Here is a 14,143-nt window from a genome sequence, read left to right on the forward strand (position 1 = left end):
CTGGTAAAACCTTATAAATTCCGCTGAATGTATGGGTTTTTTATCACGTCACTTGCTTCAAATAACTCACGTCGAGAGGTATTTTCCCCCATGGGTGAGATTTTTTCCCTAAAAAACCAGATTCAGAATTATGCGTGGGGTTCCCGCGAAATTCTCGGACGCATGCGTGGCGTGCCCGTACCCACCGAGCAGCCCGAGGCTGAGGTGTGGGTTGGTGCGCATCCGGCTGCTCCCTCCCGCGCAACCGTTGACGGCACCGAGTCCCCGCTCAACGAACTGATTCAGGCTGAGCCCTCCCGTTTCCTGCGCCCGGACCGTACCTCCGACTGGTTCCCTTTCCTCTTTAAGATCCTTGCGATTGATGCACCCCTGTCGATTCAGGTGCACCCCACCCCCGAGCAGGCTATTGCTGGCTTCGAGGACGAGCAGGCACGCGGCATCGCGATTGACGCGCCGCACCGCAACTACAAGGACCGCTACTCCAAGCCCGAAACCGTCATTGCGCTGACCCCGATGCGTGTGCTCACCGGTGTGCGCACCTCCGCGCAGCTGGCAGAACTGGCGAGGGCATTCAAAGCTGACTGGCTGGCAGAGCGCGTGGAGCTTACCCCCAAGCAGCTGTTGACCGAGATTATTCGCATGCCCGAAGACGCTGCCGCAACCGCTGTTGAACAGCTCATCGAGGTGGCAGCACAGCTGACCGGCTCCGAAAACGCGCTCATTGCTGACGCCGCTGAGCTCGTACAGATTGTTGCCGGCAAGTACCCCGGCGACTGCGGCCTGCTCGTCGCATTCGTCATGAACCTGGTGCACCTGGCACCCGGCGAATCCGCATTCACCCCCGACGGCCAGGTGCACGCCTACGTCTCCGGTACCGCCATTGAGCTGATGAACCCCTCCGATAACGTGATGCGCGCGGGTCTGACCGCAAAGCACATCGACACCGAAGAGCTCATCAAGGTTCTCGGCGAAAGCCAGGACGCCCCCGTGATTCAGCAACCCACCCCCGATAACGCACCCGTGGGCACCTATGCCATGTGGGATGAGCGCATGAGCGTAACCCGCATCCGCGTTGAAGAGGGCAAGCCGCAGGAATACACCTTTGAGGGTATTAGTGCCGCACTGAGCGTATCCGGTGAAATCACCATTCACGCGGCAGACGGCAACGGCACCGAAGAGTTCGTGCTGGGCGCCACCGAGTCGGTACTGCACGTGGGTGAGCCCTCCGAGGCAACCTTGAGCGGTAATGGCGAGCTGTACATTGCTTCTTATGTTTAGGAAATAATCCTCGATAACTAAAACTTCTAGACAGTTATAATCTAGCCAGATATAAGGAGTGTCGAAAGATACATCAAGACTGGCACATAATAAAGAATCCACGTTCTTCCCTGTATTTATTCAGACCGGGAAGGCGTGGATTTTTTATGCCCCGTCAGCGTGAGTAACGGCGGCTTTTTGTGTTCCCCCTGCAGAATGTGTTCTGAGTAACCTATAATTGGTCTTATAAATATGCGTATACCTGTGCCTTTATGCACGCATTCTTTCGGTACGCAGCCCCAAACCATTAGGAGAACACCGTGAAGATCATCCTCACCGTCACAGGTATCGACCACGAAGGCATCATCGCTGCCGTGACCGCAACCCTCGCCGAGCGCAAGGTCAACGTCCTCGACGTCTCCCAGACCATCATGGGCGAATACTTCACCATGATCATGCACTGCTCCTTCGACGAAACCCAGCAGAACCTCATCGACCTGCAGGAAGCCATGACCGGTGTCGAACACGAACAGAAGGTACAGATTCGCATCCAGGCAGAATCCATCTTCAAGGCAATGCACACCATCTAGGCGACCACCATGATGAACGACAATATTCTTGACACTATCCGAATGATTGAGGAACAGAAGCTCGACATTCGCACCGTCACCATGGGCATCTCCCTGCTCGACTGCGCCGACTCCGACGGCGAAGTAGCCCGCCGCAAGATCTACGAGAAGATCACCACCCGCGCGGCAAACCTCGTGAGCGTCTGCGAAGGCATCGAGGCCGAGCTCGGCATCCCGATCGTCAACAAGCGCATCGCCGTCACCCCCATCGCGTTGGTGGCCGGTGCATCCGATGACGAGGACTACGTGGAGTTCGCCCGCACCCTCGACGCGGCGGCCAAGGCCGTGGGCGTGAACTTCGTGGGCGGCTTCAGCGCCCTCGTCGATAAGGGCATGACCCCCGCCGACGAAAAGCTGATTCGCTCCATTCCCCGCGCCCTCGCCGAGACCGACGTGGTCTGCTCCTCCGTGGATATCGGCTCCTCCCGTGCCGGCATCAACATGAGCGCCGTCAAGCTCATGGGCGAAACCATCCGCGCCACCGCCGACCTGACCGCCGATGCGCACGGCTTCGGCTGCGCCAAGCTCGTGGTCTTCGCCAACGCCGTCAGCGACAACCCCTTCATGGCCGGCGCATTCCACGGAGTGCAGGAGGCAGACACCACCATCTCCGTGGGTGTCTCCGGTCCCGGCGTGGTGCACCGCGCCCTGCAGAAGGTCCGCGGCGAATCTTTCGACACCTGCGCGGAAGAAATCAAGAAGGCGGCCTTCAAGATTACCCGCGTCGGTCAGCTGGTCGGTACCCTCGCTGCTGAACGCCTGGGCGTACAGTTCAACATTATCGACCTCTCCCTGGCGCCCACCGCAGAGATTGGCGACTCGGTCGCACACATCCTCGAAGAGATGGGCCTTGAAACCGTCGGTACCCACGGCACCGTCGCGGCTCTCGCACTGCTCAACGATGCGGTCAAGAAGGGCGGCCTCATGGCGTGCTCGAACGTCGGTGGACTTTCCGGCTCCTTCATCCCGATCTCTGAGGATATCGGCATGATTGAATCCGCCGCAGCCGGACACATCAGCCTCGACAAGCTCGAAGCAATGACCGCCATCTGCTCCGTCGGCCTGGACATGGTCGCGGTTCCCGGCGATACCCCCGCCTCCACCCTCGCCGCAATGATTGCCGACGAGGCAGCAATCGGCGTGATGAACCACAAGACCACCGCGGTCCGCGTGATTCCGGCCGTCAGCCTGGGCGTAGGCGACATGGTCGAATTTGGCGGCCTGCTCGGTCGAGCACCCGTTATGCCGACCCACACCCCGAGCGCGGATGCGTTCATCGCCCGCTGCGGTCGTATTCCGTCGCCGGTTCACGGTTTCCGCAACTAACCTCTAGGCACTTTTAGAGTCTATAGAAAAGGGGAGGCACCGAAGAATATCTCTTCGGTGCCTCCCCTTGTACTGTATGAGCTACCAAGAAGCTACTAATACACGAAGCGGCTCATCAACGCCTCAAGCGCCAGACGCGCATTCGCATTTGTCTTCAGGCGACGCAGAGTCAGTTCGACCGCCTGCACATCCTCCAGCAGTTGTTGGGCGGAACGGCGGGTGCAGAACGCCTCCAGAGGCTCCCGCAAATGCTCATTGACCAGCGGAGCCTGCGCAGACAGAGCCACCGTCAACGCATCACGCAGAACCGTCTGAACCTGAGCCACAGAACGCAACAGCGTATCGGAGGAAACGCGCTTAGCGCGGCGCTTCTGCTGCTCCTCTAGGCGGCGAACCTGCGCTCGCAAGGACGGCGAAACCCGCTCACCCTCGCGGATACCCAGCAGAGCCAGTAGCTCCTGGCGTTCCTGCTCATCCTTGAGAGCGGAGACGGCCTGTGCGTCCTGATCGGCAAGGTCGGTGAGCTTTTCTGCGGCGTTGAAAGCCGAAGAAATAGAACGAACATTCAGAATCAGGGAGGTAATCAGCTCCCGACGAGCCATCGCCTGCTCATCGGTCGCCAAACGGTACCCCTCCTGCGCATCGCCCAGAGCCAGGCGTGCCGCACGCTGCGCCAACGGATCAGCCACACCGTGCGCCAGCAGATACTCGTGCACCTGCGCATCCATCGGAACCGGCAATTGCACCGGACGGCATCGCGAACGAATCGTCACCAGCACGTCGGTGGGGGAGGGCGCCGTCAACAGCCAAATCGTATGCGGCGGCGGCTCCTCAATTGCCTTCAACAACACATTGGAGGTGCGCTCCGGCATGCGCTCGGTATCCTCCACCAGAATTACGCGCCAACGACCCACGGTCGGGCGGTCCTGAGCCTTCATGACCAGCTCGCGTGCCTCATCAATGCTGATCTGCGTCGCCTCGGTACTAAAGTGCGTAAAATCCGCGTGCGAACCGTTCATGACGGTCACACAACCCTTGCACTGTCCGCACCCGCGGTTCTGCGGGTCGGGCTGCTCGCACAGCAGAGCGGCAGCAAAAACCTTCGCCGCCTCACGGTGAGGCGCACCGGTCGCACCCGTAAAAAGCCAAGCGTGCGTGGGACGGTCAGCGGCGGCGTCTGCGCGTAGCTGCTGGAGCTTATCGGCAGGAATCAGCAGGGTATCCCAGAGACTCATGCGTCCTCCTGCGGGGTGCGGACCAGCTCACGGGCGGCGAGTAGCGGTTCAAGCACCTCGAGCACGCGCGCGTGTACCTGCTCAATCGTGCCCACGCCGTCAATGATGCGGTGCGAACCGTTAGCGTCCTCGCGGGCAATCTGCTCGAAGGCACCGTGAATACGCGCCTTGAACGCCGCACCTTCAGCCTCAATGCGGTCGACGGTGCCGCGCTGGTCCATGCGTTCCTGCTCGGCGCTCAGCGGCACGCTCAACAGCAGGGTTGCGTCGGGTACCAGATCGGCGGTGGCCCAGCGGCTCAAATCGACGATGGTTTCAACGCCCAGATCACGGCCTACGCCCTGGTAGGCGGCAGAAGAGTCAATATAGCGGTCGCTGAGTACGATGGCGCCCTCAGCGAGCGCGGGACGAATCAGCTGGGAGGCGTGCGCCGCGCGGGATGCCGCAAAAATCAGCGCCTCGGTGCGGTCGTCAATGGTGCCCTGACCTGCCTCAAGGACGAGTGCGCGCAGCTTTTCGCCAATCTCGGTGCCGCCGGGTTCGCGGGTGGTGATGACACGGTATCCGCGGTCGCGTAGCGCTTCATCCAGCAGTGCGAGCTGGGTGGTTTTGCCGGCGCCGTCGCCTCCTTCAACCACGATAAAAAGCCCGCGGCGACCGGTCGGGTCGGCGGGAAGATTCTGCGCATCGGGGGTGTAGCTGAGAGTATCCATCACTTCTTAAGGGTACCGGGTCTGCCCAAATCTTCGGTGCGGCTTTGGCGACGGTTCCGAACAGCATTGAGCGCGCTTACAGGTAAAAAACATGTAAATCCTGTGTACCGTCACCGGCGTGGGCGTGCGTTCTGGGCGTGGGTGTGCCAGGCTTAAAGGCATGAGTGCAGATAACCACGACATGAATTACTCCGCCGAGACCTTCGTCGTCTCCGGCGGCCGCCCGGCACACGAGCATGACGCGCCGGTGAACCCCCCGATCGTTCTTTCTTCCACCTACCGCGGCGTGGACGCTGTCAACATTGAGCAGGACCGCGTGTACGCCCGCTTCTCGAACCCCACCTGGGAGGGTATGGAAGAGGTTGTGGCGAAGCTGGAGAACGCATCCCAGCCGGGTCTGCTGTTCCCCTCCGGCATGGCTGCTGTCGCCGCCGTGATTGACCTGGTTCCGGTTGGTTCCATTGTGCTGATTCCGAAGCACGCATACATGGCGTCGGTGACCCTGTGCAAGGATTTGGAACGCCGCGGCATCATCGAGCTCATTCGCGTGGACATTGAAGACACCGAGAGCGTTATCGCCGCTATGGAGGACGCCGCATCCCGCGCTGGCGTGACCCCCGAGAACGTGAACTACTCGGCACCGAAGGTCCTGGCGTGGCTGGAGAGCCCCACCAACCCGATGCTTGAGGTCGCTGACCTGCCCGCCCTGCTGACTGCCGCCCGCCGCCTGGGTATTGTGACCGCAGTGGACAACACCTTCGCGACCCCGATTCTGCAGCGTCCCCTGACCTTGGGTGCTGACGTTGTGGTTCACTCCGCAACGAAGTTCCTGGCGGGCCACTCGGATGTGCTGCTGGGCATGACCCTGACCTCGAACGAGGAGCTGTACAAGGCGATGCTGCACCACCGCATCACCAACGGCGCAATCCCCGGTCCGGTGGAGGCGTGGCTCGGTCTGCGCGGTCTGCGCACCCTGGCGCTGCGCGTGGAGCGTGCGGTGCAGAACGCGCAGGTTCTTGCGGAGCGCCTGAGCGAGCACCCCTTCGTGACCGAGGTGCGTTACCCGGGTCTGGAGAGCGACTGCGGCCATGAGGTCGCGAAGAAGCAGATGGACGGTTTCGGCGCGATTCTGTGCGTCACCCTGGATACCGATGCGGCGGGTGCCCGTAACGTTGTGGAGGCGCTGAAGCTGTGGACCCCGGCAACCTCCCTGGGTGGTGTGGAGTCCCTGGTGGAGCGTCGCCGTCGCCACGGTAACGAGCCGGATTCGATTCCGGAGTCGCTGCTGCGCCTGTCGGTGGGTATTGAGAACGTTGATGACCTTTACAATGACTTGGTTGAGGCCTTTAAGGTTGTCCGCTAGGCACTTTGCTAGGGTTGTCTAGAGAAGCTGCTGATTCTAAGGAATACTATGTCTCCTATTCTGCTGGTCTGGTATGTGACCACTTTTGTTGATACGCTGCTGGCTATTGCGGCTGCCGTGGTTGGTGTGCTGGCTTTTGTGCGTGCGTGGATGTCTCCGGCGAACGCGTACGATTTTGCCGGTAAGCGCCCGAAGAACACGTGGCTGGCTTTGACTGGTGGTTCTGCCGCGGTGTCGCTGTTTAGTGTTTTTGCTGCGGTGACTGGCGGCGGTAATACTGTGCTGATTCTTCAGCTGGTTGCTGCTGTGATTAGCTGCGTGTTCCTGGCTGGCGTGTGGCCTTCGGTGGGTCGCCGCCGTTTCTAGCGTTAGCTTGTGCGCTCGCTTTGAGCGATAGAGTGTGAGGTCTCGTGCACCCTCTGCCGGGTTTGTCCCGGTCGGATGGTGTGCGGGGCTTTGCCGCGTCTTGGCGCGGTTTTTGCCGTTCCTCTTCTGGTAGAAAAGACCCTTATAAATTTTTGGGAGAATGCATATTTTCTAGGCTCTAAGGCATGACAAACCGGCGGGTAAATGAAAAAATAGAGGTATGACTTACAAACTAGTACTCCTGCGCCACGGCCAGTCCGAGTGGAACGAGAAGAACCTGTTCACCGGCTGGGTGGACGTTAACCTGACCGATAAGGGTCGCGCTGAGGCTAAGCGCGGCGGCGAGCTGCTGGCAGAGCGCAACATCCTCCCCGATGTTGTTCACACCTCCCTGCAGCGTCGCGCAATCAACACCGCAAACCTTGCACTGGATGCAGCAGACCGTCTGTGGATTCCCGTCAAGCGCACCTGGCGCCTGAACGAGCGTCACTACGGTGCTCTGCAGGGTAAGAACAAGTCCGAGATCCGCGAGGAATACGGCGACGAGAAGTTCATGACTTGGCGTCGTTCCTACGACGTTCCGCCGCCCCCGCTGGACGACAACGACCCCTACTCGCAGGCAAACGACCCCCGCTACGCGGATGTTGAGAACGCTCCTCGCACCGAGTGCCTGAAGGACGTTCTGGGCCGTATGCTTCCCTACTGGGAGTCGGACATCAAGCCCGACCTCGCAGCAGGTAAGACCGTTCTGGTTGCTGCACACGGCAACTCCCTGCGTTCGCTGGTCAAGCACCTCGAGGGTATTTCCGATGAGGACATTGCTGGTCTGAACATCCCGACCGGTATTCCGCTGTACTACGAGCTGGATGAGAACTTCAAGCCCGTCAAGGCTGGCGAGTACCTGGACCCCGAGGCTGCTAAGGACGCTATTGCTGCCGTAGCAAACCAGGGTAAGTAATACCTTCGGCAGGGTTTTTCCCCTGTGTTTGTGATGAGCCGTCCACCGGTAAGGTGGGCGGCTCATTGCGTTCTCTGCAAGGTTTCTGCACGGAGAGTTGGTCTGAAGTCGGTCTGAGAAGAGGCGCGCTCGCCTGAGTGCTGGGTACCGGCCACATTTATACTGAGTGGGGTACTCGAATGGAAGGGAAGTACATGGATGCCGGTCTGATCGCCTTTATTGCGGGCATGATAGGTCTGCTGGTGGGCGTCCTGAGCATGAACGCGGTGGCGCGTAGTGAGCGGGAGCAGGAGCGTAGCTTGGTGTCGGCGCCGGCGCTGCGTGATGGTGCCGCTCAGGTGCTTGCTGTGATTGGTCGCGCCTACCTGGTGATTGATGAGGTGGGCGGCGTGGTTCAGGCTTCTCCGGGTGCTTATGCGATGGGTCTGGTGCGTGGCCATACGGTGGCGTCTGATGAGTTGGCGGATATGATTCGCACGGTGCGTCATCGCGGTATTTTTGTGGAGCGTAGCTTTGAGATTGACCGCGGTGAGGGTGAGGCGCTGGTCCTGGATGTGCGTGTTGCGTCGCTGGGTGATGAGTACATTCTGGTGCTGGCTGATGACCGTACTGAGATTTCTCGCGTGCAGCGTATGCGTAATGATTTTGTGGCGAATGTGTCGCATGAGTTGAAGACTCCGGTGGGTGCGGTGAGTTTGTTGGCTGAGGCTATTGAGCAGGCGAGTGATGACCCTGAGGCGATTGAGTATTTTGTGGGTCGTCTGCATAAGGAGACTCGCCGCCTCTCTGCGCTGGTGCGTGACATTATTGAGCTTTCGCGTCTGCAGTCGACCGATGTGATTGCGCGCGGTGGTCCGGTGTCGGTGCCTTCTTTGGTGGCTGATGCGGTGGATCGTTCGCATATTGTGGCGGAGGAGAAGGACATCCAGATTTCTACCCGCATCGAGGAGGTCCCCGAGGTGTATGGTGACGCCGAGCTGCTCGGTATTGCTGTGCAGAACGTGGTGGAGAATGCGGTGCGGTATTCGCCGGAGCATACGAAGGTGGATATTTGGGTGCATCGTGTGGCTGATCAGCTGCTGGTTGAGGTTTCTGATCAGGGCGTGGGCATTCCTGAGGATGAGCAGAAGCGTATTTTTGAGCGTTTTTACCGGGTTGATCCGGCTCGTTCGCGTCAGACGGGCGGTACCGGTTTGGGCTTGAGCATTGTGAAGCATGTGATGACTCAGCACGGTGGTAGCGTGACGGTTCGTTCGATGCCGCAGGAGGGCTCGACGTTTACGTTGGCGTTGCCGCTGAATGAGGCTCCGGTCGCAGTGTAGTGTTAGCGGTATAGGTTTTATGGAATCGAAGGAAGTTATTGATGTCTAAAATTCTGATTGTTGAGGACGAAGAGGCCCTCTCGGATCCTCTGGCGTTTTTGCTGGGTCGTGAGGGTTTCCAGACGATTGTTGTAGATAACGGTCTGGATGCTCTGCCGGTGTTTGACCGCGAGGGTGCGGACCTGGTGCTTCTGGATGTGATGCTTCCGGGCATGTCCGGTATGGAGGTGTGCCGTAAGCTGCGTGAGGTGTCTTCGGTCCCGATTATCATGCTGACCGCTAAGGATTCTGAGCTGGATAAGGTTCTGGGTCTGGAGCTGGGCGCTGATGACTATGTGACGAAGCCGTATTCTGCGCGTGAGCTGATTGCTCGTATCCGCGCGGTGTTGCGTCGTCGTTCGGCGGAGACTGATTCTGCTACTGAGTCGGTGCTGCAGGGCGGCCCGGTGCGCATGGATATTGACCGCCATGTGGTGACGGTTAATGGTGAAGAGATTTCTATGCCGCTGAAGGAGTTTGAGCTCCTTGAGATTCTGCTGCGCAATGTGGGTCGTGTGATGACTCGCGGCCAGCTGATTGAGCGCGTGTGGGGTGCCGACTATGTGGGCGATACGAAGACCCTGGACGTGCATATTAAGCGTCTGCGTTCGAAGATTGAGCCGGACTCTTCTGCCCCGCAGTATGTGGTGACGGTTCGCGGCTTGGGCTATAAGTTCGAGGCGTAGGCGGGCTAGAGACTGATGACTTCTGCTTCTGCGGCGAATACTGCTGTGATTGTTTTGGCGGCTGGTTCAGGTACTCGCCTGGGTGAGCCGATTCCGAAGGCTGCTGTGCGTGTGCATGGTCGTACTCTGCTGGATTATGCGTTGGAGGGTGCGCTCGCTTCGGGTGTTGCTGAGCATGTGGTGGTGACGGTTCCTGCTGATTGTTCGGTGAGCTGCCCGGAGCTTTTGGAGGATGCTCGCCGTGCTGGCGCGTTGATTACTGCCGGCGGTAATACTCGTACTGCTTCGGTGGTTGCGGCGTTGGATGCATTGAAGGATGCACAGGTTCCGGTGGATTATGTGCTGATTCATGATTGTGCTCGTGCTTTTACTCCGCCGCAGGTGTATCACCGTGTGCTTGAGGGTCTGGGTTCTGAGAGTCCGCAGGGTGTTGTGCGTGCGGTGATTCCTGTGTTGCCGGTGGTGGATACGGTGAAGACCGTGGATTCTGCCGGCCTGGTGACGGGTACTCCTTCGCGCGCGCAGATGCGTGCGGTGCAGACTCCTCAGGGTTTTGAGGTCTCTGCCCTGTTGGCGGCGCATGAGCGTAGCCGATCCCTGCCGCCCGAGGAAGCTGAGCTGTTGACTGATGATGCGATGGCTATGGAGGCGGCGGGCGAGCCGGTGTTGACGGTTGCCGGTGATGCGGATGCGTTTAAGGTGACGACTCCGTTGGATTTGCGGGTTGCTCGCGCGCTGTTTGGTGATTCTGCTTCCTAATCCTGCCGCCTAACGCCTCCTATACCTGCCTCTGTAGTGGGGCGGGCACTGCCGCTGAGAAGATTTTTGTTCGATTGAAGGGTCCTGTGATGACTGTTATTCCTCGTGTTGGTACCGGTGTTGATGTCCATGCTTTTGGTGAGGAGGGCACTCCTCTGTATATTGCTGGCCTGCATTGGCCGGGTGAGCGTGGTTTGAGCGGCCATTCTGATGGTGATGTGGTGGCTCATGCTGCCGCTGATGCGCTGTTCGCTGCCTCGGGTACGGGGGATTTGGGGTCGAACTTTGGTGTGGACCGCCCGGATATGAAGGGTGCTTCGGGTGTTCGTATTCTGTCTGAGGCGGCGGCGATTGTGCGTGCGGCCGGTTTTGAGATTGGTAATGTGAGTGTTCAGCTGGTGGGTAATCGCCCGAAGTTCTCTCCGCGCCGTGAGGAGGCGAACCGCGTGCTGAGCGAGGCGGCGGGTGCTCCGGTGACGGTGATTGCGACGACTACTGATGGTTTGGGTTTGACGGGCCGCGGTGAGGGCGTGGCTGCTATTGCGACGGCGCTGGTGTATCCGCGTTCGTAGGTGTTTGGTTGCTTTGAGCCATTCTGTAACCTATCGCTGATTTACCGACCCGGTGTCTGAACCGACCCCGTAGAATGAGAGTGTGACTATGCGTTTTTATGATTCTGCTTCCGCGACTATTCGCGAGTTTGAGCCCGTCGTGCCCGGTGAGGCGCGTATCTACTATTGCGGTGCTACGGTGCAGGGTGAACCGCACCTGGGCCATATCCGTTCGGCACTGGTGTTCGACCAGCTGAGCCGCTGGATGCGTTACCGTGGCTTGAAGGTGACGACGGTCCGCAATGTCACTGATATTGATGACAAGATTTTGGCGAAGTCTGCTGATTCTATGCAGCCCGGTTTTGAGGGTGAGTTCCCGAATGAGCAGTGGTGGGCGCTCGCGTACCGTTTTGAGAAGGTTTTTGCTCAGGCGTATGCGGCGTTGGGTATTGATCCGCCGACGTATGAGCCGCGCGCGACCGGTCATATTCCGGAGATGTTTGCTTTGATTCAGCGTCTGATTGATCGCGGTCACGCGTACCCGGCGTTGGATGATTCTGGTGACGTGTATTTTGATGTGCGTTCGTGGGATAAGTACGGCGCACTGACGAATCAGAGCGTTGAGGATATGCAGGATTCTGCGGATGCTGATCCGCGCGGTAAGCGTGACCCTCGCGATTTTGCCCTGTGGAAGGGTTATAAGGAAGGCGAACCGCTGACCGCTTCGTGGGAGTCTCCGTGGGGTCGCGGCCGTCCGGGCTGGCATCTGGAGTGCTCGGCGATGGCTGGCAAGTACTTGGGTTCGCGTTTCGATATTCATGGTGGCGGTTTGGACCTGCGTTTCCCGCACCATGAGAATGAGCTGGCGCAGTCGACTGCTGCCGGTGATGATTTCGCGAACTTCTGGATGCACAACGGCATGGTCACCTATGAGGGTGAGAAGATGTCGAAGTCTATCGGTAATACGATTTCGCCGGCGCAGATGCTTGAAATGGCGCGCCCGCTGGTGGTTCGCTACTACTTGGGTAGTGCGCATTATCGTTCGGTGCTTGATTACCGTCCGTCGTCTCTGCAGGAGGCGGCAACCGCTATTGAGCGTGTTGAGTCGTTCCTTGCTGCTACTCAGGATGTGCTGAAGCCGGGTCGTGAGGTTCCGCAGGCTTTTGCTGAGGCTATGGATGATGACGTGAACATTCCTCGCGCCCTGGCGGTTCTGCATGAGCAGACTCGTGCGGGTAATGCTGCGCTCGCTGCTGGTGAGGATGCATCGGAGGCGGCTAACGCTGTAATGGCGATGGCTGAGGTTCTGGGTCTGGCTCAGCTGATGAGCTTTAATGCTGAGGGCACTTCGGGTGCTGAGCATGAGGCTCTGGACTCCCTGATTCAGGCGGTTCTGGCGGAGCGTGCGGATGCTCGTGCTCAGAAGGATTGGGCGAAGGCTGATGCGATGCGCGACTTGTTGGCGTCTGCTGGTGTGCAGGTGAAGGATGGCGCGAACGGTTCGACTTGGAGTGTTGGCTAGAGGGTGATGTGCCCCGCGTTTGTGCGCAAGGCTTAGGTTGCGCGGGTTCTCTCGCGTAGACTCGTATTCAAAACTTTGACGAAGGAAGAGAAGAATGGCTAAGGCAGGTTCGCGCCCGGGCGCTACCAGCAAGAAGAAGGGTGCTACTAAGGGCACCGGTGGTCACGGCCGTAAGGCGCTTGAGGGTAAGGGCCCTACTCCGAAGGCTGAGGACCGCGTTTATCACAAGGCGTATAAGATGAAGCGCGCGGCTGAGCGCCGTGCTGCTACCGGTACGAACCGTAAGTTCCAGACTCGTCTGGGCGGTAAGCGTGCTAGCGATGAGCTGGTGACTGGTCGTAATGCGGTGCTGGAGGCTCTGCGTACTGAGATTCCCTCGAAGCACTTGTATATCATGAGCCGTGTTGAGGTTGATGACCGTGTTCGCGAGATCATGACTATTGCGAATAAGCGCAACATTCCGATGCTGGAGATTCCGCGTAGCGAGCTGGATCGTTTGACTGATGGTTCTGTGCATCAGGGTGTTGCGATGCAGATTCCGCCGTACAAGTACCCGGATGCTACCGATCTGGTTCTGGATACTATGGAGCGTTGGCACTCGGGTAAGCTGTCGACCCCGCCGCTGTTTGTGGCGCTGGATGGCATTACCGATCCCCGTAACCTGGGTGCGATTATTCGTAGCGTGTCCGCGTTTAGCGGTGACGGCGTGATTATTCCTGAGCGTCGTTCGGCTGCTGTGACTGCTGGTGCGTGGAAGACCAGTGCCGGTGCGGCGGCTCGTATTCCTGTTGCGATGGCGACTAACCTGACTCGCGTGATTCAGCAGGCTAAGGAGCAGGGCATCTTTGTGATTGGTCTGGATGGCGGTGGCGATATTGAGCTGCCGGCTCTGGAGCTTGCGAATGAGCCGCTGTGCGTGGTGGTTGGTTCTGAGGGTAAGGGCCTGTCCCGCCTGGTGACTGAGAACTGCGATCAGATTGTGTCGATTCCGATTGACTCGGCGATGGAGTCTTTGAACGCGGCGATGGCTGTGGGCATTACTCTGTACGATGTTTCTCGTCGTCGCGCTTCTGCGAACTAGAGTTTTGAAGCTAGCGGGCTACGGCATGTAGCTCTGTAGTTTGAACCCTGTAGCTTGAATAAGGAGGGCACCCCGTGAGGGGTGCCCTCCTTTTCTATCTCTTCTGCACTCCCTCTAGCCGGTTCTTCTATACGGGGTGGGGGAGTTTTAGGGGATTTTAGGGCTCTTTTGAGGCTTTTTAAACTTTTTTTGAAGAAATTTTGAAGGGGTTACCCTGCGTTGACTAGGTGTTTTAGTACTCTGTTCGAGTCAGGATGAACCTAAACCCCAGTATTTGTGTCCTACTTCACCCTTTTTCGGGTTGCAGGGGTGTTTGGGGGTCTGTATAGTTGTATG

14 protein-coding genes are annotated in these 14,143 nt (G+C 58.8%); 12 read left to right on the top strand and 2 right to left on the bottom strand.

What is annotated here, in order from left to right; genetic code table 11:
* Window positions 1-90 precede the first annotated feature (90 nt).
* From manA to QZ540_RS06600, 3 genes are all read left to right on the top strand, one after another.
* A complete protein-coding gene (gene manA, locus QZ540_RS06590; protein ID WP_294628608.1) occupies window positions 91-1,278 on the top strand; it encodes a mannose-6-phosphate isomerase, class I in 1,188 nt (395 codons plus the stop codon).
* A 299-nt stretch (window positions 1,279-1,577) separates the two neighbouring features.
* Window positions 1,578-1,847 carry an ACT domain-containing protein gene (locus QZ540_RS06595; protein WP_049357750.1) on the top strand — a complete coding sequence of 90 codons (270 nt, stop codon included), beginning with the start codon at window positions 1,578-1,580 and terminating at the stop codon, window positions 1,845-1,847.
* A 9-nt stretch (window positions 1,848-1,856) separates the two neighbouring features.
* Window positions 1,857-3,212: a PFL family protein gene (locus tag QZ540_RS06600; RefSeq protein WP_294628611.1), complete on the top strand. Its 1,356-nt coding sequence runs from the start codon at window positions 1,857-1,859 to the stop codon at window positions 3,210-3,212.
* A 95-nt stretch (window positions 3,213-3,307) separates the two neighbouring features.
* Here the strand turns inward: QZ540_RS06600 and QZ540_RS06605 are convergent, their stop codons facing one another.
* Window positions 3,308-4,447, bottom strand: a complete 1,140-nt coding sequence (locus QZ540_RS06605) for a DNA polymerase III subunit delta' (protein ID WP_294628613.1) — start codon at window positions 4,445-4,447, stop codon at window positions 3,308-3,310.
* Entirely contained in the window at window positions 4,444-5,160 is a 717-nt protein-coding gene (tmk, locus tag QZ540_RS06610) for a dTMP kinase (RefSeq protein ID WP_294628615.1), read from the bottom strand. Before tmk ends, QZ540_RS06605 begins: the two co-directional genes overlap by 4 nt.
* Before the next feature lie 160 nt (window positions 5,161-5,320).
* On the opposite strand from tmk, the gene QZ540_RS06615 reads away from it, so the two are divergent.
* The 9 genes from QZ540_RS06615 to rlmB all read left to right on the top strand — a co-directional run bounded on the left by QZ540_RS06615 (window position 5,321) and on the right by rlmB (window position 13,807).
* On the top strand, window positions 5,321-6,523 hold the full coding sequence (locus QZ540_RS06615; protein WP_294628617.1) for a PLP-dependent aspartate aminotransferase family protein: 1,203 nt from the start codon (window positions 5,321-5,323) through the stop codon (window positions 6,521-6,523).
* Window positions 6,524-6,571: 48 nt separating this feature from the next.
* Window positions 6,572-6,889 carry a DUF2516 family protein gene (locus tag QZ540_RS06620; protein WP_049338204.1) on the top strand — a complete coding sequence of 106 codons (318 nt, stop codon included), beginning with the start codon at window positions 6,572-6,574 and terminating at the stop codon, window positions 6,887-6,889.
* Window positions 6,890-7,109: 220 nt separating this feature from the next.
* Window positions 7,110-7,847 (top strand): phosphoglyceromutase, encoded by a 738-nt coding sequence (locus QZ540_RS06625; protein ID WP_105361129.1) that lies wholly within the window; start codon window positions 7,110-7,112, stop codon window positions 7,845-7,847.
* 179 nt (window positions 7,848-8,026) lie between these two features.
* A complete protein-coding gene (locus tag QZ540_RS06630; protein WP_294628621.1) occupies window positions 8,027-9,169 on the top strand; it encodes a cell wall metabolism sensor histidine kinase WalK in 1,143 nt (380 codons plus the stop codon).
* A 41-nt stretch (window positions 9,170-9,210) separates the two neighbouring features.
* On the top strand, window positions 9,211-9,894 hold the full coding sequence (locus QZ540_RS06635) for a response regulator transcription factor (RefSeq protein ID WP_005507150.1): 684 nt from the start codon (window positions 9,211-9,213) through the stop codon (window positions 9,892-9,894).
* A gap of 15 nt (window positions 9,895-9,909) precedes the next feature.
* Window positions 9,910-10,653, top strand: coding sequence for a 2-C-methyl-D-erythritol 4-phosphate cytidylyltransferase (gene ispD, locus QZ540_RS06640; protein ID WP_294628623.1), 744 nt, complete (start codon window positions 9,910-9,912; stop codon window positions 10,651-10,653).
* An 89-nt stretch (window positions 10,654-10,742) separates the two neighbouring features.
* Complete coding sequence (gene ispF, locus QZ540_RS06645) at window positions 10,743-11,225, top strand: 2-C-methyl-D-erythritol 2,4-cyclodiphosphate synthase (RefSeq protein WP_049354501.1); 483 nt, start codon at window positions 10,743-10,745, stop codon at window positions 11,223-11,225.
* 82 nt (window positions 11,226-11,307) lie between these two features.
* Window positions 11,308-12,726 (top strand): cysteine--tRNA ligase, encoded by a 1,419-nt coding sequence (gene cysS, locus QZ540_RS06650; RefSeq protein ID WP_294628626.1) that lies wholly within the window; start codon window positions 11,308-11,310, stop codon window positions 12,724-12,726.
* 94 nt (window positions 12,727-12,820) lie between these two features.
* Window positions 12,821-13,807, top strand: coding sequence for a 23S rRNA (guanosine(2251)-2'-O)-methyltransferase RlmB (gene rlmB, locus QZ540_RS06655; RefSeq protein WP_005507146.1), 987 nt, complete (start codon window positions 12,821-12,823; stop codon window positions 13,805-13,807).
* Window positions 13,808-14,143: the final 336 nt, after the last annotated feature.

The sequence above is a fragment of the uncultured Rothia sp. genome (assembly GCF_916049665.1).
In the GTDB taxonomy this organism is placed as follows: domain Bacteria; phylum Actinomycetota; class Actinomycetes; order Actinomycetales; family Micrococcaceae; genus Rothia.